Raw genomic sequence first — 24,622 nt, forward strand, 5'->3', positions numbered from 1 at the left:
GCTCATTGCATGCTTACCCCCGGTTTTATTGCCGCTCATAGTCATCGTTTAGAAGATCTTACTGATTTAGCCGTGCAGCTACTGGCGCGTTATCCACTGGCGCCACTTGAAGAAGACGTGGTGTTAGTACAATCTAATGGTATTGCGCAGTGGTTAAAACAAGCGATTGCAAGTCATACTGGCATTGCGACCATGCTTGAGGTAACGCTGCCCGCACGTTTAGTGTGGCGAATGTATCGTGCCGTATTAGGTGCCGAGATCCCTAAGCAATCGCCCTTTGATAAAAGCCGTTTACGTTGGCGTTTGATGCGATTATTGCCAGATCGGATGGCAAATGATCCTATTTTTTCTGCCTTAAAAGCCTATGTCGCTCATGATCCTGATCAGCGTAAACTTTTTCAATTAAGTGATAAATTGGCTGATCTTTTTGATCAATATCAGGTATATCGCGCGGATTGGTTAGACGCCTGGATGCAAGGCGATTGGGTACTGATTCATCGCGAGCAACGCACGCCTTTAGCCCCCGAGTTTCAGTGGCAAGCCGCGCTCTGGCAAGCCTTAGTTAATGATATAGGTGCAGAACTAATTTGCAGTAATCGGGCAGCGTTACATCAGCAATTTATTGCCGAGGCCACCACATTAAGTGCACAAGGCAAGCGTCCTGCCGGCATACCGCCACGCATTATGGTATTTGGGATCTCGTCTTTACCCAGGCAAACGTTAGAAGTGCTTCATGCGATAAAAGGGATCTGTCAGATTGTATTATGTGTCCATAATCCTTGTAAGTACCATTGGGCGGATATTGTTGATGGCCGAGAATTACTAAATCAGTATGCGAAACCCCGTTTCCAAGCTAAACCCTCGGCTGAGGTTAAACCTTACTTTGCCGCGAGTCAGGCTGAACTGCATCAGGTAGCGCAACCGCTACTCGCTTCTTGGGGAAAACAGGGGCGTGATTATATTCGGCTGTTAGATGAATTTGATGAAACGGCTCACAAAGCCACGCACTTTACCGAGCTACGATTTGATCTGTTTGATGAGGCCGCAACCGATACTCTGTTAAGCCAAATTCAAAGTGATATTTTACACTTACGACCGCTAAGTGAAACCCAGGCACAATGGCCAGTACCGCACCCAAACGATCACTCTGTGGTTTTTAAACGTTGTCATAGTCCACAGCGTGAAGTGGAAGTGCTGCATGATCACCTATTAGCCGCGTTTGCTGCGGATCCGAGCTTACAGCCCCGCGACATTATGGTCATGGTGCCCGATATCAATAGCTATGCACCTTATATTGATGCCGTTTTTGGGCGCTTAGGTAAAGATGATAAGCGTTACATTCCATATACCATAGCGGATCAAGGATTACGGCAGCGTGCGCCAATCTTACAGGCGTTAGAAAAAGTATTAACTGCGCCACAGCAACGGTTTAGTCATAGTGATATATTTGATTTATTGCATGTTCCCGCTATTCAACAGCGGTTTGCTGTAACCCCTGAACAAGTACAACGCTTACAAGAGTGGAGCCACGCGGCGGGTGCCCGTTGGGGGTTACACGCTGCTCATCGGCACAGTTTGGGATTAGAGTTTCCCTATAATGAGAACAGTTGGCAGTTTGCATTAGATCGAATGTTGTACGGTTTTGCTGCAGGTAATATTGAGCTTAGCCAGCAGGCCAACGCCACACAGTTTTGGCAAGCGTTAGAACCTTACCCAGAAGTGGCTGGATTAGAGGCACAAGCGGTGGGGGCATTAGCGTCGCTTGTTCATTTATTGCAACACGCTTGGCAAACTTTTGCAGTTAATCAAGGTCCTGAAATATGGCATACCACCTTAATGACGCTACTCGATCAATTGTTTACGCCCACCAATGATAGCGAAGTGGTCTTATTAGCGAAATTGCGTGATGCGCTAGACGAGTGGTTAAGTAGTACCCATGAAGCCGAGTTTACTGCAGCGCTGCGTTATAATATTGTGCTTGATGTATGGTTGTCGGCGGTAGATGAACCCAATTTACAGCAACGTTTTATGGCGGGCAGCGTGAATTTCGCCACCTTAATGCCGATGCGAGCGATCCCCTTTAAGCGTATTTGCTTGTTAGGCATGAATGATACCGAGTATCCGCGCACGACTCAAAAAGCTGACTTTGATCTAATGGCACGCCATTATCGCCCAGGCGATCGCTCACGACGCGAAGATGATCGCTATTTATTTTTAGAAGCCATGCTATCTGCCCGAGAACAATTTTATGTCAGTTGGGTAGGGATGAGCGCACAAGATAACAGTGAGCTGCCACCCTCCGTTTTAGTCGGACAGTTACACGATCATCTTAATGCTGGTTGGGGGGCGCATTGTGCTGCAGCGCTTACGGTTACGCATCGCTTACAACCCTTTGCGCGTTGTTATTATACGGATACGTCTGAACATTTTTTTAGCTATGCCAAAGAATGGCTGTCGGTACAGCAATCGGCAGAACATATCAGCAACTCGACCTTAACAGCAGAATCCGGTATTCCCGTGTTAGCCGATTTTATGGCTGAAGCGGCGTTTTCCTTAACGGATTTAAGCTTGCTGCTACGTGAGCCGGCACAATTATTGGCGCGCCGTCGATTAGGTGTGTTTCTTGAGGCGGTAGAACAAACCTCTACCGATACTGAGGCGTTTACGGTGGATGGTTTGCAAGCGTGGCACGTAAAAGAAGCCCTTTTACAAGACATAATGCACCTCACGGATTGCGCAACGCCCGATCGAGTAGACGCTGCCTTAGATTCTCAGATCAGTCGCTTACGTCGGCAAGGTCAATTACCCTACCAACACGGTGCAGACGCAGTTTTAGCACAGAGCAAAGCCTCTGTGTTAGCTATTTACCAATGTTATCAACGCTATTATCCTGGCACTGATAAAAAGATTACACCAAAACGCTATCAACTGAGCTATCAAATAAACGGGCTATCATATGTTTTGGAAGAGGAGTTAACCGGGCTTTATCAACAAGACGCAAACCAGTGTTTGCAGCTGGAACTCAAGGTAAGCAAGGTGGCTGAGTGTAGACCGCGTAGTGTGCAGTATACATGGCGTAATATCGTGCTCAGTTATCTAAAACACCTATTCGCTAATGCGGTGTTATCTGAATCGGTGACCACCGTGATTATCGGTGAAGATGGCGTAATCACACTAGCGCCACTTGCGGTCGATCCGCAACAGGCTCAACAGCTTGCCAAAACAGCCTTAGCCAATTTAATGCAAAGCTTGAGTGTGGCACTGACCACGCCGTTGCCTACCGCCTTAGTCTTAGCCGAGGCCTGGTTTAAACGCTTTAGCAAAGACGCGTTTTCATCTTCAGCAGCGTCCTCATCATCATCTTCAGCCACAGCCACAGCCACAGCAGACTCAACACCTGAGTCAACCTCGTTGGCGCAGCGTCAAGCTGCTTTTTTAACGCAGCTTTGTATCGGTGATGATTATCAGGACGGTGTACTTAAAAAGCTGCCTTATTTAGCACGTTACTATGGCGAAGGAGAGCAACTCTTGCAGCAAGGGTTTATCGCTTGGAGTGAGCGCCTTTATCAGCCGTTTTTTCACTTTATTAGCGCCGCGAATGTGGTAGCGGTGAACGAGGAGCCTTTGTGAGTACGTTATTAAACAGTCCCTTACAATTGCCTTTAAATGGCAGTGCTCTGATTGAAGCCAGTGCGGGGACGGGCAAAACCTTTACTATTGCGGCTCTTTATGTTCGCTTTATTTTGGCGCATTTACCCAGATTAACCGCCGCGGCGAGTCGTGTGCAGCCGCTCTTACCTGCTGACATTTTAGTGGTTACCTTTACCAAAGCCGCCACGGCTGAATTAAAAGATCGGATCCGTAAACGTTTAGTGGAGGCCGCAATGTCGTTTCGAGACGCCTCGGGGAGCCAAGATCCTTTTCTAAACGCACTAAAGGCTGAATTTTCACCCTCGTTATGGCCAGAATGCGCTTACGCCCTGCAAATGGCCAGTGAAGCCATGGATGAGGCCAGCGTTAAAACAATACACAGTTGGTGTCAAAGTGTACTGCGTGAGCATGCGTTTAATAGTGGTAGCTTGTTTAATCAACAACTTATTACCGATTTAGCGCCCTATAAACTTGAGGCGGTTCGAGATTATTGGCGTAACTTTTTTTATCCCCTAGATGCCGAAAATTTCACCTTAGTAAACCAATTGGTAGCGTCGCCAGAACACTTGTTGTCGCAAATTAATGGTTTATGGGATCTTGCTATCCCCAACAGCACGCCGCTGCAATTCTCTGCAATGCTTAAGGCTGCGCGTCAAGCCCGGGAGCAACAATTAGCAGAGCAGCATCAACGTTGGCAAGTGTTATTGCCTCGTTATTTTGCGGTAATTGAGCAAGCGGATAACCATAACTGGTTTAGTAAGCCCCGTACCCATAATGCTAAAAAAGCCCAAAAAGATTTTGCGCCATTACAGGCGTGGGTGGCTTTGCCTGAATCTCAGGCCATACTGCAGCTACCAGAGTTAAAAGACGCCTTTTTAAAAAATTATGGTGAAGAATTTTATGAACATTACACTGGGCCCGCGTTAACCGACGAATTGCCGCAAGCCTTATTAGCTTTAGCCCACTGTTTAGAGCAACCGATAGCCTTAGCGCCTGATTTACTAGCGCATGCTGTAGCATGGAGTAAAGCACGTGTTGAACAACAGCTGGCACGTGATGCGGTATTAGGGTTTAACGATATTATTCAGCATACGTGCCGTGCGCTGACAAATGAGCAGGGGCAGACGCTGGCTGCCATACTACGTCAACAATATCCGGTGGCCTTAATTGATGAATTTCAGGATACCGATCCGGATCAATACCGGATTTTTGATGCAATTTATCAGCTTTCAGCTAATTTGCCCGAGCAAGCCGTATTTTTGATTGGGGATCCTAAACAAGCCATTTACGCCTTTCGAGGCGCTGATATTTTTACCTACTTGCAGGCCAGACGGGATACTTCGCCACGACATTATACCTTGGGGGTGAATTTTCGCTCCAGCCATGCGTTAGTTAAAGGCGCAAATGCTTTTTTCCTGCCTGCCGAATATGAACAAGGCGCAAAAGCATTTTTGTTTAATCGTGCCCAAGACAACGATGTTCCTTTTGTTGCGGTGTCTGCAAAAGGCGTGACAGCGCGCTTGGTGCTAAAGCAACAAGAGGTAACGCAAGCAATGCAGGTGTGGACCGCATTGCCCACTGATATCGATGCTAATGCCGATGCAGACAAAGCGCTGAGTAAAAGCGCGTATCGGCAAGTAATGGCGGCGACCTTCAGCGATTATATTGCCACGCTACTTAACGATGCGGTGGCGGGGAAAACTGGTTTTATAGCAGATAAAGCGCCAGACGCCCCCTTACGGCCGTTACAAAGTAAAGATATTGCTATTTTGGTCTCGACACACAACGAAGGCCATTTGATGCAGCGTGAGTTAAGAAAGCGCGGCTTAGCCAGCGTGTACCTGTCCGATCGAAATTCGGTATTTGATACCGAGGTTGCGCGCGATCTGCTTGTCGTGATGACGGCATGCGCGGAGCCTGGGAATAAAAAAACGTTATTAAACGCACTTTATACCCCGCTGCTAAATGTGTCGTTAGCTGAATTAGATGCGCTGCAATATGATGATATGCAATGGGATAATCGGGTGGGGCAGTTCTATCAGTTTGCCAGTTGCTGGCAGCAGCACGGGATCTTGGCCATGATCCGTCAAGTGATGCAGCAATTTCGGATCGCAGAGCGCTTACTCGTAAAATCACAATCAACACGCTCCACGCACCTAAGCGGCGGCGAGCGCTATTTAACCGATTTACTGCATTTAGCCGAGTTACTGCAACAGGCAGCAGCAAAACTGGATGGGCCTTTAGCCTTAGTAAGATTTTTATACGAACACCTTTATCAAGCCGACACTATTCAGCAGCCTGCCGACGAGCAAATTGTTCGTTTAGAAAGTGATGCGGAATTAATTCAAATTGTCACGATTCATAAATCAAAAGGCTTAGAGTATCCCTTAGTGTTTTTGCCTTTTATCAGTTTATGTCGTCCTGTGTCGGAAAAGGATAGCGTTTTTAATTATCATGATCAGCAGGGGCAACCTTGCCAGCGTATTGTGCCAGATCCTGTTATTTTACAGCAGGCTGATTATGAGCGCTTAGGCGAAGATATTCGCAAACTTTATGTAGCACTCACTCGCGCAAAATATGCTTGTTGGCTCAGTGTCGCGCCAACCGGGGAATGGCAAAAAAGTGCTTTAGCGTATTTATTCGACGCCGCCACAGCGATCCATCCGCAACATTTTATTGCACAGGCAAAACAATGGGCTGCTCATCCCTTGGTTGAAAACGCTGTGGCGCTGACGACCTTGCCGCTAAGCGCAACGCCGGTCAACTATCGTGAGCCGAGCAATACGGGTATCTCCACAGCCTATGCTGCGCGGCAAATGCCAGCACAGCATCAGTTTCAACCATGGTGGATTGCCAGTTATTCGGCATTAAAATATGGCGCAATGCGCGAACCAGACAATGCGCTAGAACATAACTTAGTGGATGAACAGGAAACGGATGGCGATAATATGGGGGAGGTAAGCCGAGTGCCGGAGCCAGTGCGCCTGTTATCACCTGATCTTTCACTTCACACCTTACCCCGAGGAGCGGGGCCAGGGACCTTTTTACATAATATGTTGCAAGACGCGGCTGAAGCCGGTTTTAACCACGTGGCAGAAGATGCGCAGGTACGTGCACATATTATGGCCAAACGTTGCCGGCATGGCAGTTGGGCAGCGCGGCGCGAGCAACTCGATCAATGGTTAGCACATTACATTTCAACACCCTTTGCCTTACCAAATGGTGGTCATGTTACGTTGGCATCACTAACACAATATAAAGCAGAACCAGAATTCTGGTTTGCTGTTAATGGCGTAAGTACCACCGCCTTAGATACGTTGGTGATGAATAACGTATTACCTGGCTTAGCTCGTCCAGCCCTTCAGCCAAACTATTTACAGGGCATGCTAAAAGGCTTTATTGACTTGATCTTTGAACATCAAGGGCGCTATTACGTTGTAGATTACAAGTCTAATTACTTGGGGGCTGATGATCAGGCGTATCATTACACGGCCATGCGCGATAAAATTTTAGCCAGTCGTTACGACATGCAATATGTTTTATATACGTTAGCCCTGCATAAATTATTAAAAGCACGTTTGCAGCAAGACTATTGCTACGATCGTCATATTGGTGGCGTTATGTATTTATTTTTGCGTGGTCAGCATGCGCCTGGTGCCGGCGTATTTACCGACAAACCGGCAAAAAGCCTGATTTTTGCGTTAGACGATCTGCTAAGCAATGTTAATCGCAGCCTTTTAACCGTAAAACAGGAAGACGCTGATGAGTAAGCCGATACCCCTTTCTGCTTACCGGCCAGAGGATATGCTTGCCTTATTAACAGAATGGCAAAAGATTGGGCTGCTCAGTGCATTGGATGTGGCGTTTGCCTGCTTCTTATATTCGAATGCGCCACCGAGTTTGGCAACTGCGCTATCAGATAACGACAACGCCAGCACCAAGACGGCTACCTTAATGTCTGCCTCTGGAGGCGGTGTAAACAGTACCACGTTATTGCTTGCGGCGTTGGTATCTTACCAAGTGAGTCGCGGCCATGTATGTTTACCGCTTAATAGCTTGGCGGACATGGCACTAACTCTATTGCCAGAGCAGAGTAACACTTTATTCACGGTAGAAGGAGACAACCTGCCAAGCCCTGACAGTATTGTCTCTGCACTCTCTTTACCGGAGTTACTGTCAGACCTTAAACGCAGTGGTATTGTATTAATGTTGGCCACTTCAGAGCATTCTGGCGCAGCTAACAGCAAAATCGCATCTGGCGCATCAGAAGACATCCCCCATTTTATTTTACCCCTTGTGGTACAAGATGATGCGCTCTATCTTTACCGTTACTGGCATTATGAACAGCAGATCGCTACGGATTTACGTCGCCTAATGCAACCTACGTCGTTCGTTTTACCGCCTGCAGCTACGTTAACACAATGGTTAGCAGAGTTATTTCAGCGCACAAGGCCGCAGGCTAAGCAGACTGAGCCGACGCCTTCGCAAGATGCCGTTCTTCCTGCAAGCAACACGATCACTGAACAAGCGGCTGTGCTCCCCATTAATTGGCAACAATTGGCATGTGTTAATACGCTGCGCAGTCAGTTTAGTGTGATTACCGGGGGCCCTGGGACTGGAAAAACCTATACGGTTGTTCGTTTATTAGCCTTATTGCAGCGTTTACAGTGTGACAGCGTTAACCAGCCCTTGGTGATTAAATTAGCGGCTCCTACTGGTAAAGCTGCCGCCCGTTTAAAAGAATCCATTCAAGCGGCAAAAGAGAGCTTACATGCTTTACCCGCCGCTTGGCACAGCGCGATAGCACAGATCACTGCCCAAAGTACTACCTTACATAAATTATTGGGGGTACAGCCAGGTACGCGACAGTTTAAGCATAATCGTCGTTACCCGTTAGCGTTAGATGTATTAATTGTCGACGAAGCCAGCATGGTAGATATTGAATTAATGCAAGCGTTGCTGGCAGCATTACCCCCCGCGGCGCGGCTGATTTTACTGGGTGACAAAGATCAATTGGCATCTGTTGAGGCTGGCGCTGTATTAGGACAATTATGTGCTGGCGCCGATCAAGGCGGTTATCAACGGCAGACATTTGATTTTCTCCAGCAGTATAGTAGCACAGCGTTGCCGCAAACTTTGTATGCTGCCCATGGCCCCGCACATTTACAGCATGTGGTTATGCTACGTGAGAGTCGTCGTTTTACTGCCAGCAGTGGTATTGGCGCCTTAGCCGCTGCCGTTAATAACGCCGCCGCATCGGACGTGGCTCCGCTGTTCGCTGATCCACGTTACACCGATATTCAATTATTAGCGCCTGAATCATCTAACGTTTTGCAAGCTGGTTCGCTATCCCACGATAATGCCGCATTCTCTCCATTGCTCGTTGCATTATCTCAGTTATGTCAACAAGGGTTTGCAGCGTATTGGCAGGCGATTACCAAGCGGCCAGCAGCCAACAGCACCCAACTGCAACAAGACGAGTGGGCGCGTGCTGTATTAGCCGCTTATCAGGGCTTTCAATTATTAACACCTGTAAGGCAGGGGCCTTTTGGTGTGGCAGGATTAAACGCTTTAGTTCAAAAAACACTGAGTTTTTTACCTAAAGGGAAAGCGCTTCAGCATGAAGACAGTTGGTATGAGGGGCGACCTATTATGATCACCGCCAACGATTATAATCTAAACTTACGTAATGGCGATGTGGGGATGGTACTCACTTTACCCGGTCAAGGCCAAAAGCGGGCGGTGTTTATTGATAGTGATAATCAGGTGAGATGGATATTACCTAGCCGCTTGACACAAGTCGACACCGTGTTTGCCATGACCGTGCACAAATCACAGGGCTCAGAATTTGCGCATACCGTGATGGTTATGCCTGAACGTGATAATCCAGTGCTCAGCCGCGAGTTGCTTTACACCGGCATTACCCGTGCCGCCAAACAATTAACCTTAGTGGTACCTGATTGGCATGTATTGGTTGAAGCGATAAACCGACCCACGGTACGCGCAGGGCATTTACGGATCTAAGCCAATGCCTCGGTGTTTATGTCTTGGTACTGATGCCTCGGTTCTTATGCTTCGGAACTAATGCCTCGGTACTGATGCTTCGGTACTAATGTTTCTTTATGAATATCGCGGTATTGAGCAAAAAGTGCCAAATGGTTATGAGGCCTCTGGGTGTTTGACTGATGAATGTGCCTTTACGCGGTGACTAAGCAACCAAACGGGTTTTTGTTGCGTATAAGGTACAAAGCGCAAGTAAATAGGTTGTTATGTCTTCCAATAGTTCTAAAGTTCCGGCCCATCGCTTATCGCGTTTGGGCAGTTTGGCCTCTTTAGCGGGGCGGGTTGCCGGTGGTATGCTAGCTGAGGGGGCCCGGCAATTAGCCAAAGGCCAAGTGCCGGCCAAAAAAGATCTGTTACTGACGCCCGCCAATGCTAAACGGGTTGCCGATCAATTAGCGCATTTACGGGGCGCTGCCATGAAAGTTGGGCAGTTACTGTCAATGGATGCCGGTGATATGTTGCCACCTGCCTTAGCCGACGTATTGGCACGCTTACGTTCAAGTGCCAATCCGATGCCGGTGAAACAACTTGCACAGGTATTAAAAAATGAATGGGGCGAAAATTGGCAACGTCATTTTACCGATTTTACCTTTATGCCTTTAGCTGCCGCATCTATCGGTCAAGTTCACCAAGCGTATCATGATAATGGCCAGCGACTCGCTGTAAAAATTCAATATCCAGGTATTAAAGAAAGCATTGATAGTGATGTAGATAATGTTGCTACGTTACTGCGTCTTAGCGGGTTAGTGCCCAAAGGCGTTGATTATCAGCAACTGTTAGTTGAAGCAAAACTGCAATTAAAAAGCGAAGCCGATTATCTACAAGAAGCCGCTTATTTAACCGAGTATCGCCTCCATTTATCTAATAATCCGCATTTTTTACTGCCAGAGCCTATCACGGCGCTAACCACATCAAATATTTTGGTGATGAGTTACGTTGAGGGGATCGCTATTGAAGCGTTAACTGAACGTAGCCAAGTCGAACGGGACAGGGTGATGAGCTTGTTGTTTGAATTACTCTTTCGCGAACTCTTTGAATTTTCTTTAGTTCAAACAGATCCTAATTTTGCTAATTACCAATACAATACCACCACACAACAGCTCGTTTTATTAGATTTCGGTGCTTGTAGACACTATAGCGCCAACTTCAGTGCAGGCTATCGGAACTTGTTTAAAGCCGCATTACAACAAGATGATGCGGGAATGCGTGATGCCCTTATGCAAATTGGATTTTTTAGCCAAACCATCTTACCTGAACAACAGCAGGCGGTGCTTAAATTAGTGCATTTGGCCTGTGAACCTCTGCAGCATGATAAGGCTTTTGATTTTGGGCAAAGTGATTTAGCGCTGCGTTTGCGCGATGCCGGTACCGCCTTAAGCATGCAGCAAAACTACTGGCACACCCCTCCTGCAGATGCCATTTTCTTGCATCGGAAAATTGGGGGATTATATCTGCTCGCAGCAAGACTAAAAGCGAAAATTAATGTCAGGTCCTTATTGATGCCTTATTTAGAATAACCCTCCTAACCGGTTTTGCCATCATCCTGTGCTGGGTTAGTATCTATTTTTAGAGGGGGCATTGACAATTCGTGTCAAACCCTTATTCTATAAGACAAATGCGACAAAGTGGGATGGTGTATGAAGCTTCTTGCCAACAGCCCGAATGAGGCGGATAGCCCCACCGAGACGCTTCTCGCATTGCTGCTCAAAATTGCGCTGCGCTATATCAATGTCCCAATCAGTGAAGCTTATAACACCATAAATCTTACTCTGGCCGAAATGGGACAATTTGTGCAGGCCGATCGGGTTTACATTTTTGATTACGACTTTACCCAAAATACATGTTCTAATACTTTTGAATGGTGTGCTAGTGGGATCACACCTGAAATAAGCCACTTGCAAAAAACGCCTATCGATATGATCCCGCAATGGGTAAATGCACATCAGGCGGGTCAAGAAATGTATATTGCTGATGTGCCTGGATTGCCAGACGATGAACCGATTAAGGCCATACTGTACCCACAGGGTATTAAAAGTATTTTAACATTGCCTATGCTTAATGAAGGCGAACTCCTGGGGTTTGTTGGCTTTGATTCGGTGAGACTGCATCATCGCTACACGCAACAAGAGCGCAGTCTGCTAGCTGTATTTGCGCAAATGTTAGTGAATATAAAAGCCAGGATGCGTTCCATTTCGTTGCTATCGTTAGCCAAAGAAAAAGCAGAGCAAGCAAGCCGAGTTAAAAGTGACTTTGTTGCGAACATTAGCCATGAATTAAGAACGCCACTAAATGCGATTATGGGCTTTGCTGAATTACTGGCTTTTAGTCCATTAAACGACACACAAGGGGCTTACCTTGATAAGATCAGCCAATCATCCACTTTATTGCTAAACCTGATTAACGATATACTCGATTTTTCAAGAGTAGAAACGGGCCGTTTGTCTTTAAAGCCCGAACCCGTTCAGCTCAGTGTTATTGCAGAGCAGTTATCGAACGTGTTTCTAGCGGCAGCAACGGCTAAAGGATTAGCATTTAACATCGTACTTGATCCCAAAATACCGCCATATGTCATGGTCGATCCTTTGCGTTTAACGCAGGTGCTGACTAATTTATTAGGTAATGCGATTAAGTTCACCCAATATGGTGAAATTACGTTAACGATTGGCTATCAATGCCAGCGTGAGACCGCACATGTGTTGCGATTCGAGGTCAAAGATACTGGCATTGGGATGGCTGCCCAGCAGTTATCCTCGCTGTTTGAGGCATTTACGCAAGCCGATACCTCAATAACTCGCCGTTATGGTGGCAGTGGTTTAGGTTTAGCTATAAGCAGTAAGCTGCTTGAACAAATGCAAAGTCAGCTAGAGGTATATTCACAGCTTGGTGAAGGCAGCCATTTTAGCTTCGAGTTAATGCTTTTTGCGTGCAACCCAGTAGAGCAGAAGTTACCGAATAAGTCGCCGCATGACGACAGCACACACGCCTTAGTGGGTAAACGAATTTTGGTCGCAGAAGACAATAGCACCAACCGTTTAGTTATCAGCAAAATGTTAAGTCGTTTAGGCATCGAGGTGGTTTTGGCCCAAGATGGTGCCGAGGCATTACTAAAAGCGGACGAGCAACCACTAGATTTAGTCTTGATGGACTTACAAATGCCGATAATGGACGGTTTTGCTGCGACGCGATATTTGAAACAACGTTATCCGACTTTACCTGTAATTGCGTTATCGGCGGCTGTGTTGGATGCCGATAAATCACAGGCATTGGCCGCGGGGGTTGATATGCATCTCGCAAAACCTATTTCTGCCACCTTGTTAGCAGCAACATTACAACAATGGTTAGTGCCCGCGGCGCTATAGCTGAATAAAAAACACACAACTTGACAGCGGCATAAATCCGCGCCATTATAAGACACATGAGACAATAAAGCTAAATGAGTCGAGGTGAGTATGGCTATCCCAGTTACAATTGCAGACGATTCTGCACTCTCACGGAAAATGATCAGACGTGCTTTACCCGCGCATTGGGATGCTGAGATCAGCGAGGCAACCAATGGTAGAGAAGCGATATTAGCAGTAGAAGCAGGGAAGGCTGATGTACTTTTCCTGGATCTGCAAATGCCTGAAATGGATGGTTATCAGGTACTGCAAACCTTAAAAGATCATCATGAAAAAACAGTCGTCATTGTTATTAGCGCTGATATTCAGCCAGAAGCGGTTGCTTTAGTTAATTCTCTTGGTGCCTTTCGTTTTTTGAAAAAACCCTTGGTTGCATCGGAATTACAACAAACCTTGACTGAGGTAGGTTTATTATGAATGCCTTGCTGAGTGAAGCGCAACGTGATGCATTACAAGAGCTAATGAATATCTCGATGGGGCAAGCCGCTAATGCACTGGCTCGTTTAATTGAAACACGCATTACCTTATCGATTCCCAGAATTGTTGCTGCTACGCCCAGTGAATTTGCAGCCTTACTCAGTCAGCACGAAGAAAATTGGTTCACTCGGCAATCTTTTATGGGCAAAGTTAATGGCGAAGCACTGACCCAATTAACGAAAGAAGGCTGCGAGGCTCTGGCCGTAGCCATGGATTACGATGTGCCTTTGTCAGATGCCAGCCGAAAAGAACTGGTATTAGAACTGGCCAATATTCTTGCTGGAGCCTGTTTAACAGGTTTTTCAGAACAGCTAGATTTAGCCACCAAATTAAGTATGCCAACACTGTATGTCCCGACAGTAAACTCAGGCGAGCAAGTTGTTGAATATTTTCGCTGGACCTCTACTTTGCTACTTGAGGTTGAGTTTAGTGTAGATGCCTCTTTGTTTGATTCTAAAGTGATTATTTGTTTAGAACAACGCTCAGTACAAACCCTCTTAGCCAGTATTAACGAGCTATTGGAGTAAGCCATGATTTCGCCAGCGGTATTTACTCATGTAGTTAAGAAGTTACCACTGGGTATTTGTATCCTTGATACCGATTTTACCATTCGCTATTTTAATGATTTTTTTATTTCGCGGTTAACCCTAAACGCGCCTGCGATTGGCAGTAATATTTTAGATCTTTTTCCTGAACAAGCCCGTTTTTTAAAGAAAAAATTGACCAGTGCTGTGGTACTCAATAACAGTAGTTTTTCGTATTGGGAGCATCGGCCTCATATATTTCAGTTTAATAGTAGCCGGCCGATAACCGGTGAAGAAACCTTGATGTACCAAAATTTAGAAATCGTGCCGTTAGATATTGAGGATGATCAGGTAAAAACACTGTGTTTAATCCTACAAGATGTGACAGAGCAAGCCAGTTATTTACAAAGCCAAAAACAATTAGCTGCCCAACTAGAAACGCAATATCACGAGCAAGCGGCGTTGCTTAAGCAATTAAAAACTACGCAAGCGCAATTATTGCATGCCGATAAAATGGCTTCTATAGGCCAGCTTGCGGCAGGTATGGCACATGAAATCAATAATCCCCTAGGTTTTATTAATTCTAATTTACAAAGCTTAAATGATTATCTTAACACCCTTGTAAAAGCGCTCACTTTTAGTGAAAAACTGATTCAAAAAACTGAAGATAGTGCGCTGCATCGTCTACAACAAGACTATTTTAGTCGTGCCAAAATAACTTTTATTACTGAAGATGCACCTGAATTATTACATGAATCGTTAGATGGTATTAGACGTGTTAGCCGTATCATTCAAAATCTTAAGATTTTCTCGCATGTTGATGATACCCATTGGCAGCTATGTGATTTACGGGACATTATTGATAGTACGTTAACGATGCTTAGTAATGATTTAAGACACAACGTTACGCTGCATATAGAGTATGCGGACGATCTTCCATTGTTGCAGTGCCAACCCATTCAACTGAATCAAGTCTTGTTACATATATTGAATAATGCCGTTCAAGCGATTAGCCAAAAAGGGGATATCTGGATCCAGGTTACAGTGCAGGCAGAGCAATTACACGTCACTATTCGCGATAACGGTTGTGGTATTGCCCCCGCAGTACTCCCTAAAGTGTTTGAGCCCTTTTTTACAACTAAAGCGGTAGGCCAAGGCTCTGGGTTGGGGTTATCAATGGCTTATAACGTGATTAAACAACACCAAGGACATATTTCGTTAAGCAGTGAACAAGGACAGGGAACAACCATTACTTTAGATTTACCGCTGCAGCCTAAGTTACCTGTGGCGGATGTAGATCGCTTAACTCATGAGCGTTAACTAAACGCGTTCAGTACAATAGGTGAATTATGATTAAGCCATCACAAGAACGTTCAACTAATGCCTTAGATACCGTGTTGAGTGTCGATCATTCGGTACAACAACAATTGAATACCATTATCGAGGCGTCTGAAATTGGCACCTGGATGTTAGATTTGGATTCAGAGTTATTAGATGTAAATTCGCGCTGGCTAACCATGTTCGGGTATCAAGCTGGTGAACTGCCCATTGTCGACTTAGCGTGGTTGCGTGCCAATATGCACCCCGATGATATGAGCCCTGCACGGCAAAGCTTGCGATTACATTTAGAGGGTATGGTCGACTTTTATGAAAGCCAATTTCGTGTACGGCATAAAATGGGGTATTGGGTGTGGGTACAAGCCCGTGGGCGGGTCATTTCCCAGCAGCAAGCTTCGATAAAAACGCAGCGTTTATATGGTATTAATATTGATATCACGGCTGAGAAAAATCTGCAAAGTAAGTTAACAAAGTTAGCTGAAAACGTTCCAGGCATGGTGTATCAATTTCAACTTAATCCAGATAAAAGCATAACATTCCCCTATGTTGGGCCTGCGGTAGAAACGCTTTTGGGGTTTAGTGCCAGTCAATTGGCTCAAGACGGGCGCTTGGTGTTTAGTAAAGTGCATCCTGAAGACTTACCGCAATTAGCATATTCTATAGAGCAATCGGCGCAAAGTTTAACACAGTGGCAACTGCGCTTTAGGTTGGCAGCAAATGGTTTAACATACCGTTGGCTGGCTGGGCAATCGAGCCCAGAAAAGCAAGAAAATGGTGCGGTGATCTGGCACGGTTACATCCAAGACATTACCGAAGAGATGGAGATGCAATTAGCATTAGCCCAAGCCAAAGAACAGGCGGAGCGCGCGGTTGCCAATAAATCGAGTTTTTTAGCCAATATGAGCCATGAAATTCGTACGCCGATGAATGGGGTCATTGGGATGCTAGACCTTTTGGCTGAAGGTAATATCGATCCTAATCAAACCGAAAGCATTAATTTAATGCGAGATTCTGCTTATTCACTACTAACCATTATTGATGACATCTTAGATTTTTCCAAATTAGAAGCGGGTAAACTGACTATCAGCAAAGAAGCGCGACAACTGGCGCCGGTTGTCGAACAAATTTGCAATATGTTAGATTTTTTAGCGATCAAAAACCAAGTTGAGCTCACATACTTTATTGATCCGGCCATTAATGAGATCTTGTGGTTTGATCCTAATCGTTTGCGCCAAATTTTGGTTAATTTGTTAAGTAACGCGATTAAGTTCTCCAGTCGATTAGATCGTGCTGGAGAAGTGCGGCTAGAAGTGTCGCTCGCTGATCAGCAGCAGCAACATGCTTTACTTTGTTTTAGTATTACTGATAACGGTATTGGCATGGCTCCTGATTTAGTGGCGCGTTTATTTCAACCCTTTACGCAAGCCGATGATTCAAGTAGCAGAAAATATGGCGGCACGGGATTAGGTTTAGCGATCACGCAGCAATTAGTTCAGCTGATGGATGGAGTGGTTTCCGTAGAGTCTATCCCAGGTATTGGGACTACTTTTCAGGTCGCGATTCCCGTTGACATCTCGACAGAAAACGCTGAAACCACTGAAATTGAGCAACCGCTGCTGACAGGCATTACAGTAAGAATTTTAGGTGAGCCTTCGCAGATTTTATTAACCGATTATGCGCGTTACTTGGCCGCTGATGGCGCCCAAGTGTTGTGGCACAATCCCACTATGCTTGAGAGTAACACCTTTAGCCAGCTCACTAGTAAAACCGTATGGTTATTTGACAGTGTCTTAACTAAGGGAGATGCGTTGCAATTGGTTGATCACATAAAACAATATTACGCTGAGCAAAGTCGTTTTATCGTGTTAGGGCGGGGGCGGAGGCGCAAACCACGCCGCACCGCACCCGATACCTTATATATAGATGCCAATGTTTTACAACGTCTGCAATTAATTCAAGCAGTTTACGCGGTTTATCATGATGTCAATGTGCCTCCTTTAGAGGAGTTAATACAACCGCATCTCACTACACAACAACCTTATCGTATTTTGGTATTAGAAGACAACACCACTAACCAGAAAGTTATTAAACAGCAATTAATACGTCTGGGTTATCAGGTTTTAGTGGCCGCAGATGGTGCCATGGGGTTACGCTATGCACGTGAGCAACATTTTGATTTAATCCTCACCGATTTGCATATGCCGCAGGTCGATGGCTATCAATTTGCACAAGCCTATCGAGAACTGGAGTCGCACTTAGGTCGGCCTCGGATCCCGGTTATTGCGTTAACCGCGAATATTGTGCCAGAAGAACTGGCACGTTGTAAAAATGAGGGTATGGATGGTTATTTAGTAAAACCATTACCCGTTGCAGAGTTAAAAACCTGTTTAGAGTGCTGGTTAGCGACTGCGCAGCAAGCTGCTTCGGTAAACTTACCCCAGAATACGCCCCATACTGTTAAGGATACGCTTGGCAACACTGCAGAATCCCTGTTAGTTAATTTGGATAAGCAAGTATTAGCTGAAACAGTAGGAGAAGAGTCTGTACCCGAGATTTTACAAGACTTTGCTGAATCGCTAGAGCAAAGTGTGGCGAAGATAGAGCAAGCACTTTTAATGCGCCAGTTTACGGTGCTGGCGCAAGAAGCTCACAAGCTAAAATCATCCAGTCGCTTTGTGGGTGCCCATGCGCTCGCAGATGCTTTTACCTTGCTAGAGCAGGTGAGTAAAACTAGCCTAGAGCAAGGCGTTGCGGAACCACAATTGTCTCCAATTTTTCATCAATTGATAAAGCTGACTGCGGCGGTTATAGAACAGATCAACATGACGTTGTCATAATCTGCCGCCTAAAAAAACAGCGATGTTCAAAGTGGTTGAGAAGTCATATAAAGTGCACGTAAATAGCCTTCAATAAAAGCAGGATTTACGGGTTTTTTAAGCAGCGTAACTGAATCAAGCACATGTTTTTTTGCTTGGATCTCTGTTTCACTTAAACCCGTGATAACTAAAATATGCTTAGGCTTCTTGGCAACAATTTTTTGTAACCGCGTCAGCATTTCAAAACCGTCAATAAAAGGCACTTCCAAGTCTAATATAAGTAGGTCTGGAAACGCCGCGCCAATACTCAGCATGGCGTCTAAGCCATTGTCAAATAAAGAGACATGCATTGGCAATGCGGTTTTTTCAAGAAGTTTTTGATAGCCTTTTAGTAAGATAGGATCGTCTTCAACTACATAGATGTGAAGGCCATCGACAACACGAGGAGAACTGGGCTTTGGTGAGCTGTTCGGATCGTTTAATAATGTGTTAACTGAATGCAACAAAATACGACGATGACCACCACTGGTTTTCCATGCTTGTAATTTCCCATTTTCAACTAATTGCTGCACAGTACCTACAGAAATTCCCAGCATTTTTGCGGCCTGAGTGGTGCTGCAATACTCATTATTGTCCTGTGCATTATTCATGTATACATACTCCTATACCGATTCATAAGAATTTTTATGATAGGAGTTAAGTTTAACTAACAAATAAGATAAAATAAACAAATTTTGCAATTATAAATCGGTTTTATCAATTTCTTGCAGGAGCGTGTTTAACAATAGTAGGGTTAAGTTATGGGTTTTAGCTGCCTGTTCGCATTGATTGGCGAGTTCAGAAATGGAATGGAAATCAAAACAGGCACTGGTGCCTTTTATTTTATGAAATTCAAGTTTTAATGTATCAAAATCTGCATCCACGAACAGTTGAGTCAGCCGAGTATGCTGTGATTGAAGACTTTGCAGATAATCGTGTTTTAAGCTGGCTAAATCTTCATCAACTTCTGCGAGTGGTTTTTTAGGTTTAGTCGGCGTTGATTTCATCAAAAAACGTTGTACCTGCTGTAATAAAGTTTTCTTGTTAATGGGTTTTGTTAGGGTTGCATCAAAAAGCGGATTGTTATGCTGTAAATGCTTATTATCATATACGTCAGCACTTAACCGTATAATTGGTTTAGTAAAACCCTTTTTCCGCAGTTGTTCTGTCGCCACTATACCATCCATTTCGGGCATTTGTTGATCCATTAAAATCAAATCAAATGTGTGTTGCTCTACTAGCTGAAGAGCAACGCGGCCATTTTCAGCCAATTGAAACGTGACACCGGTCTCCTTTAACATGTGTGCTAACAGCGCTCGGATATCAGGTACATCATCGACTATAAGTAAATGTCCCTGCATTAGCACCGTTTCTGGTTGTTCTGGCTCGCTCGGCACAGAATGATTCAACTCTGCAGCGGTAGTAAATTTATGTTCTGGGATCAAAACAGTAAAGGTACTGCCCACGGCGGGTTTGCTCACCACGGTAAGTTGCATGCCCATCATGGTGGCTAAATGCTGGCTTATATACAAGCCCAAACCCGTTCCACCATAGCGCCGACTGGTACTACTATCAGCTTGTTGAAAAGCTTGAAAAAGTTGGCTTATTTGTAACTCTGATAAGCCAATACCTTGATCCGTTACCGACAAGGCTAAATGTCCGGCTTGCCAACACGCGCTAATCTCTACTGTCCCAGCCTCTGTGAACTTGATGGCATTAGACAGCAAATTATGCATAATTTGCTTAAGCCTAAAGGGATCTGCATTTAAACGCAAGTTTGCCGCTAAGGGATACTGCAATGATAGCTTGATATGTTTGGCATCGGCCAATGGCACAATACTTTGCCAGACATCTTCTAAAAAATGTTGAACAGAAAAAAACTCATTTACTAAGGTGAGCTTGCCTTCATCAATTTTAGACGAGTCTAAAATGTCATCAATTATCCGTTGTAAATGTAACGTATTATTATAAATAAGCTGAGAGAAATATTGATGTTCTGCGCTATCCTGACTTTGTAATAGCTGTTCGCTAAAGCCTTTAATAACCGTGATTGGTGTTCTAATTTCGTGGCTCATATTCGCCAAAAAACGACTTTTTATATTGGCTAATTGCTGAGCTCTATCGCGTTCATTTTTTAATTCTTCGGTGCGGCTTAGCACGCGTTTTTCAAGTTCTGTGTTCAATTCAGTGCGTAGAGCCAACGTACTAGATAATTCGTGGTGCGACTCTATAACGCGCTGCTGTAACTGATTTAAATTCGTTAATACGGTTTCAAACTCAATAGAACTGCTTTTAAGTTTCGGAGGCACAGTAAGAGTATTTTCGTCTGCCGTCCAACTCGCCGCATAGTTTGCAAGTTGTTCTAAAGAACGGGTATAGCTTCGCGCAAAACGGCTAGATGCCCACGCGATAAACTCCAACATAAATACGGAGAGCAACATCGCTAGCAGCAAATAACTGTGGTATCGCAAGCTTACTGCAGTTGTCGCAATTTTATCTTGATGAAGCCAACCCGTTAACTGATTGTAGTGCTCAATCACGATAGCCTCATACGATGAGGTAAAACGCATAAGCGACAACGTGTGGAACCATTGCCCTAATAGTAGAACATGTTGTGGTGATGGTGAACGCGCTTCGATGTCGGCAATGTGGCCAATGAGTGTCGACTCGTTACTGCCCCAGAGTTTACGGTTTTCTTTGTCTAATAATAGTTGCTGTATAAATGATTCTTTGCTTGCCGCCAGCACTGTGTTTAACCTTGCCAATGCCACAGACACTTCAATAACGCCCGCAAATTCACCTTGATTAAACAATGGTTGGCTAATGGCAAAGAGCAGATCATTACCTAAGCGAGCGCCTGTAAAACTATCGGTAATAATTGGCTTGCCGTTAGCTGCAGGATAAGTAAAGTAATCTCGATGACTGACATTAAGGTTAGTGATTTCGCTTGAGACAATGCCATCTTTAAAAAAGCTTATCACCGAACCTTGTGAGTCAGTGACCAGCGCGGAAATAAATTCTTGCCGTTGCTCAGTTAGGGCCTGTAACACGGGTTTAGGCGCAGCGAACGTGAGCATTTCTGCGGCCAGCGCTAAGGTACCTTGATAACGATTGATTAAGCTCGTAAGTTCGGCATCGCGCTTTATTTGCTCGAGGGTATAAGATTCAACTTTAGAGGATAAATGTAAGACGATAGTAGCATGTAAAATAAGGGCTATAAATAATGAGCCAGGGATAGCGCTATACAACGCAATACGTTGCGAGAGTTGTTTTTGTAAATGTTGTTGCTTTTGTATTTGCGTGGAGGCGGATAACGCCAACAGAAATTGCGAAGCTCTAAGGTTTAACGCAAATAACATCACGACTAAAAACCAGACAAAGGCCGCATGGTAAACATTAGGAAAAAGGGCAATGGGCCCATACTGCCACAACAACACGGCTGACACGGGAATATACAGCAGTATCGGTAAGGCGGCGCGTTTGTCAGCGGTAGGTGAAAATAATGCAACTAATAACCACTGTGCTAGGGCAAGGAACCAATACACGGGGGTACTCACGGGAAGCATCACCAACATTAAAGCAGGCAGGGCCCATAATCCACCAAAGCGTGATTGCAAAGTGATAAAAACAGCATTACCCATAAGAAAGGGTATTACAAAGGGTAGATTGACGCTGAGTAGGTTCGCTAAGCAGCCAAAGCCACATAAAATAGCAAAATAGCTCACACGGCGAACACTGGGTGTTTTACCAAGGCGAGCAGTTACCCAGCTTAAGTTCACGCGATCACCACTGGCAAGGTAACACGAAACGCTGTACCTGAAGGCCCAGTATGTTTAAGCTCAATTTGCCCACCATGTTGATCAATAATGGCCTTTGATAATGATAGACCCAAGCCGGTGCCTTGCCCGACATCTTTGGTGGTGAAAAAAGGCTCAAAAATCCGCGTTTGCGCTTCAATAGGAATACCCGAACCGTTATCGATGATCTCAAAGTAGCAATGTGAAGCTTCTTGCCCTGACGTGATATTGATCAGACCTTTGCCCTCACTTACCGCCTGATTGGCATTGATAATTAAATTTAAAATAACCTGATTAAGCTGATTAGCATTCACAATCACCGATGGATTAGCTTCAGATAACGTTAATTGCAGTACTGAGTTGTGTTTTATTTGCGTTTTAGCAATTTTAACCGCACTGTCCAATAACTGATTCAATGGCATCTGTGTAGTTTTTTTATCATCAGGATGCGAATAGCTTCGCAGATTATTAATTATATCGCGTGCGCGTCGGGCGCCTTCTAGCGATTCATCAATAAGGTCTTTACCATCATTAAGCAAAAAATTGACATCAATTGCTGAACCCGTTTGCTTTAACAGAGAACTGGCATCAGGCACCTGCGATGCCTTTAGTACCTTTTCAAGATCGGCCAAATACACTTTTAGTGTATTTAAGTTACTGTAAATAAACCCAAGAGGATTATTTAATTCATGCGCCACACCGGCCGCAAGTTGGCCTAAAGAGGCCATTTTCTCTTGTTGTAATAAGCTTTGTTCAATACGGTGTTGGCGTTGTAATAATTGATCGCGTTCTGAAATTAAGCGACGGGTTTCAACTTGGGTAAGGGTGTTAGCAACAAAGCTGGTAAATGAGCTTAAAAGCTCTTGAATTTGTGCACTAAACGCGCCGCGTTTATCACTTAACAGCAATAACACATAATGAGATTGTGACGTATGAAAAGGGTGACTTAATACTGAATGTACCTCATCAAACGTAACAGCAAAATAGTCATCCCACCACGCTAATCCTTTCACATTAAAAAAATTTAACGTGGAGTGCGTTAAGTTTTGTAGATTCTCTAAGGGTATAGGAATTTCAGATAATTGCTCATTAGTGCTTCGGAGCAGCTCAAGGTGTTGCTGTTTTTCATCTACAACTAATAATATGATATGTTGGCAATTAATCACCTCATGGATCACCGCAAATAGTTTTTGAAAAATTTGTTCATGTTTATCCGAGCTTAAAATGGCATTAAGGCCGCTCAAGATTAAATCGTTTAAAAACTTAAAGCGCTCAAGTTGTTTCTTTTCATAGCTTAGTTGCAGCAGTTTTTCTTGTAATTGTTCATTCGTTAGCATGCTTTGCTCCAAACAGCACAGCTGAAATCATTAAATTCCCATGACGGCTTGAACCATCAAGAAAACAACCTTGCTCACCAAAAGTGAAGGTCACAATAAAGGGAAGATCACCCAGTTCAGCTTTGATGGCCTCTTGTACCTCAGCCAAATTATCCTGTACTGCTAACATACAACCAGCACAATACACAATAATGGCACCCGCGGCGTCACAATTGTATTGAAATTTGAGATTCTGACGAGCCGTTTTAACCACATCGCCGGCACGGGCAATTAAATCTGCTTTATCACCCTGCATCAACCAGAGGGGTTCGCCAGTTTTCAATGCTGAAAATAATGATAGACTCTTATCGTCATGCATCACGGCTGGATGTGATAATAAATGCAAAGGTAAGGCGTTATGTTGGCTAACTTCGCGTCCCAGTGGAAATAACGTACTTTCCATTAATATATTTCCTGGCGACAGCGGTGCAGCGCCAGCTTGCTGCAACCAATCATTATAAACATCTGCCGCGGGCAGATGATCTATGGTGTACAAGCGCCTGTCTGTTACCGACGTCACGGTCCCCCCTAAGCCCGTAGTAAAATACCCACTGCTAAAAAAACTACTCATAGGCGTTGAAGGGTAAAACACAGCTACAATCATATGATCGCCTGACAGCTTGCTGCCGTCATATTGTAGCCATTGACCACTCACATCATTATCTGCGGTACTTCCGCCAAAAATGGGCACAGTGGTACCCACTATGTCTTGGATCCCATGTAATACGTCTTCTTCACACCCAGGTGCCTGTAAACACCAAATTAAGGTTGGGAGTTCGTTGCTTTTGCCCGCTTTTTGCATTGCTTGTTGTATCGCCATGCTCGCTTGTTGCCTACCATTATCGCTCAGCGACGCCGAACCGACGCCGTAAAATCCCTGAGGATCATCGATTAACATGAGCGTGGCGCTCTCAGCCTGTTGTGTATTCATGCCTGTTTGATCGGCGCAGCCTAAACATGAGGATCCTGCAAGCCAGTGTTTGGCAATGACGTGACTATTCGCATAGGAACTTAATCGTTGTATTGCCGCCACCGAACCAAAACATAAGGCTATGGCGGCTTGTTGTGTTCGCGTAGCACTGAGGTTATCTAACTGGGCGTCAATTTGTTGCAAATCTAATCGTAGTGTTTGAATTTTCATAT

At 44.8% G+C, this 24,622-nt stretch carries 13 protein-coding genes; 9 read left to right on the forward strand and 4 right to left on the reverse strand.

Annotated elements, in window-relative coordinates; all coding sequences use genetic code 11:
- The first annotated feature begins 9 nt into the window (after positions 1-9).
- The 9 genes from recC (at position 10) to IE070_RS05655 (ending at position 18,288) form a co-directional block, all read left to right on the forward strand.
- On the forward strand, positions 10-3,630 hold the full coding sequence (recC, locus tag IE070_RS05615; RefSeq protein WP_189481331.1) for an exodeoxyribonuclease V subunit gamma: 3,621 nt from the start codon (positions 10-12) through the stop codon (positions 3,628-3,630).
- Positions 3,627-7,421: an exodeoxyribonuclease V subunit beta gene (recB, locus tag IE070_RS05620; RefSeq protein WP_189481333.1), complete on the forward strand. Its 3,795-nt coding sequence runs from the start codon at positions 3,627-3,629 to the stop codon at positions 7,419-7,421. The genes recC and recB overlap by 4 nt, the downstream gene beginning before the upstream one ends.
- Positions 7,414-9,675: an exodeoxyribonuclease V subunit alpha gene (gene recD / locus IE070_RS05625; protein ID WP_189481335.1), complete on the forward strand. Its 2,262-nt coding sequence runs from the start codon at positions 7,414-7,416 to the stop codon at positions 9,673-9,675. Before recB ends, recD begins: the two co-directional genes overlap by 8 nt.
- A gap of 245 nt (positions 9,676-9,920) precedes the next feature.
- Positions 9,921-11,231, forward strand: coding sequence for an ABC1 kinase family protein (locus IE070_RS05630; protein ID WP_189481336.1), 1,311 nt, complete (start codon positions 9,921-9,923; stop codon positions 11,229-11,231).
- Between the two features lie 120 nt (positions 11,232-11,351).
- Positions 11,352-13,073 (forward strand): ATP-binding protein, encoded by a 1,722-nt coding sequence (locus tag IE070_RS05635; protein WP_189481338.1) that lies wholly within the window; start codon positions 11,352-11,354, stop codon positions 13,071-13,073.
- A 90-nt stretch (positions 13,074-13,163) separates the two neighbouring features.
- Positions 13,164-13,529 (forward strand): response regulator, encoded by a 366-nt coding sequence (locus tag IE070_RS05640; protein WP_189481340.1) that lies wholly within the window; start codon positions 13,164-13,166, stop codon positions 13,527-13,529.
- Positions 13,526-14,116: a chemotaxis protein CheC gene (locus tag IE070_RS05645; RefSeq protein ID WP_189481342.1), complete on the forward strand. Its 591-nt coding sequence runs from the start codon at positions 13,526-13,528 to the stop codon at positions 14,114-14,116. Before IE070_RS05640 ends, IE070_RS05645 begins: the two co-directional genes overlap by 4 nt.
- 3 nt (positions 14,117-14,119) lie before the next feature.
- Positions 14,120-15,433 (forward strand): sensor histidine kinase, encoded by a 1,314-nt coding sequence (locus IE070_RS05650; RefSeq protein WP_189481344.1) that lies wholly within the window; start codon positions 14,120-14,122, stop codon positions 15,431-15,433.
- A gap of 29 nt (positions 15,434-15,462) precedes the next feature.
- Positions 15,463-18,288, forward strand: a complete 2,826-nt coding sequence (locus IE070_RS05655) for a PAS domain-containing hybrid sensor histidine kinase/response regulator (protein ID WP_189481346.1) — start codon at positions 15,463-15,465, stop codon at positions 18,286-18,288.
- Positions 18,289-18,314: 26 nt separating this feature from the next.
- On the opposite strand, the gene IE070_RS05660 is transcribed toward IE070_RS05655, so the two are convergent.
- The 4 genes from IE070_RS05660 to IE070_RS05675 all read right to left on the reverse strand — a co-directional run bounded on the left by IE070_RS05660 (position 18,315) and on the right by IE070_RS05675 (position 24,620).
- Complete coding sequence (locus IE070_RS05660) at positions 18,315-18,917, reverse strand: response regulator (protein ID WP_189481348.1); 603 nt, start codon at positions 18,915-18,917, stop codon at positions 18,315-18,317.
- Between the two features lie 90 nt (positions 18,918-19,007).
- A complete protein-coding gene (locus tag IE070_RS05665; protein ID WP_189481350.1) occupies positions 19,008-22,085 on the reverse strand; it encodes a hybrid sensor histidine kinase/response regulator in 3,078 nt (1,025 codons plus the stop codon).
- Positions 22,082-23,440 (reverse strand): GAF domain-containing sensor histidine kinase, encoded by a 1,359-nt coding sequence (locus tag IE070_RS05670; RefSeq protein ID WP_189481352.1) that lies wholly within the window; start codon positions 23,438-23,440, stop codon positions 22,082-22,084. The genes IE070_RS05665 and IE070_RS05670 overlap by 4 nt, the downstream gene beginning before the upstream one ends.
- Positions 23,427-24,620: an FIST signal transduction protein gene (locus tag IE070_RS05675; RefSeq protein ID WP_189481354.1), complete on the reverse strand. Its 1,194-nt coding sequence runs from the start codon at positions 24,618-24,620 to the stop codon at positions 23,427-23,429. The genes IE070_RS05670 and IE070_RS05675 overlap by 14 nt, the downstream gene beginning before the upstream one ends.
- Between the last annotated feature and the right edge of the window lie 2 nt (positions 24,621-24,622).

Source organism: Alishewanella tabrizica, assembly GCF_014652375.1.
GTDB lineage: Bacteria > Pseudomonadota > Gammaproteobacteria > Enterobacterales > Alteromonadaceae > Alishewanella > Alishewanella tabrizica.

Excerpts from the sequence above, each read along its gene's own strand:
- IE070_RS05670 (WP_189481352.1), bottom strand. The coding sequence starts at position 23,440 with ATGCTAACGAATGAACAATTACAAGAAAAACTGCTGCAACTAAGCTAT.
- IE070_RS05630 (WP_189481336.1), top strand. The coding sequence starts at position 9,921 with ATGTCTTCCAATAGTTCTAAAGTTCCGGCCCATCGCTTATCGCGTTTG.
- IE070_RS05660 (WP_189481348.1), bottom strand. The coding sequence starts at position 18,917 with ATGAATAATGCACAGGACAATAATGAGTATTGCAGCACCACTCAGGCC.
- IE070_RS05635 (WP_189481338.1), top strand. The coding sequence starts at position 11,352 with ATGAAGCTTCTTGCCAACAGCCCGAATGAGGCGGATAGCCCCACCGAG.
- recD (WP_189481335.1), top strand. The coding sequence starts at position 7,414 with ATGAGTAAGCCGATACCCCTTTCTGCTTACCGGCCAGAGGATATGCTT.
- recC (WP_189481331.1), top strand. The coding sequence starts at position 10 with ATGCTTACCCCCGGTTTTATTGCCGCTCATAGTCATCGTTTAGAAGAT.
- IE070_RS05640 (WP_189481340.1), top strand. The coding sequence starts at position 13,164 with ATGGCTATCCCAGTTACAATTGCAGACGATTCTGCACTCTCACGGAAA.
- IE070_RS05655 (WP_189481346.1), top strand. The coding sequence starts at position 15,463 with ATGATTAAGCCATCACAAGAACGTTCAACTAATGCCTTAGATACCGTG.
- IE070_RS05650 (WP_189481344.1), top strand. The coding sequence starts at position 14,120 with ATGATTTCGCCAGCGGTATTTACTCATGTAGTTAAGAAGTTACCACTG.
- IE070_RS05645 (WP_189481342.1), top strand. The coding sequence starts at position 13,526 with ATGAATGCCTTGCTGAGTGAAGCGCAACGTGATGCATTACAAGAGCTA.
- IE070_RS05675 (WP_189481354.1), bottom strand. The coding sequence starts at position 24,620 with ATGAAAATTCAAACACTACGATTAGATTTGCAACAAATTGACGCCCAG.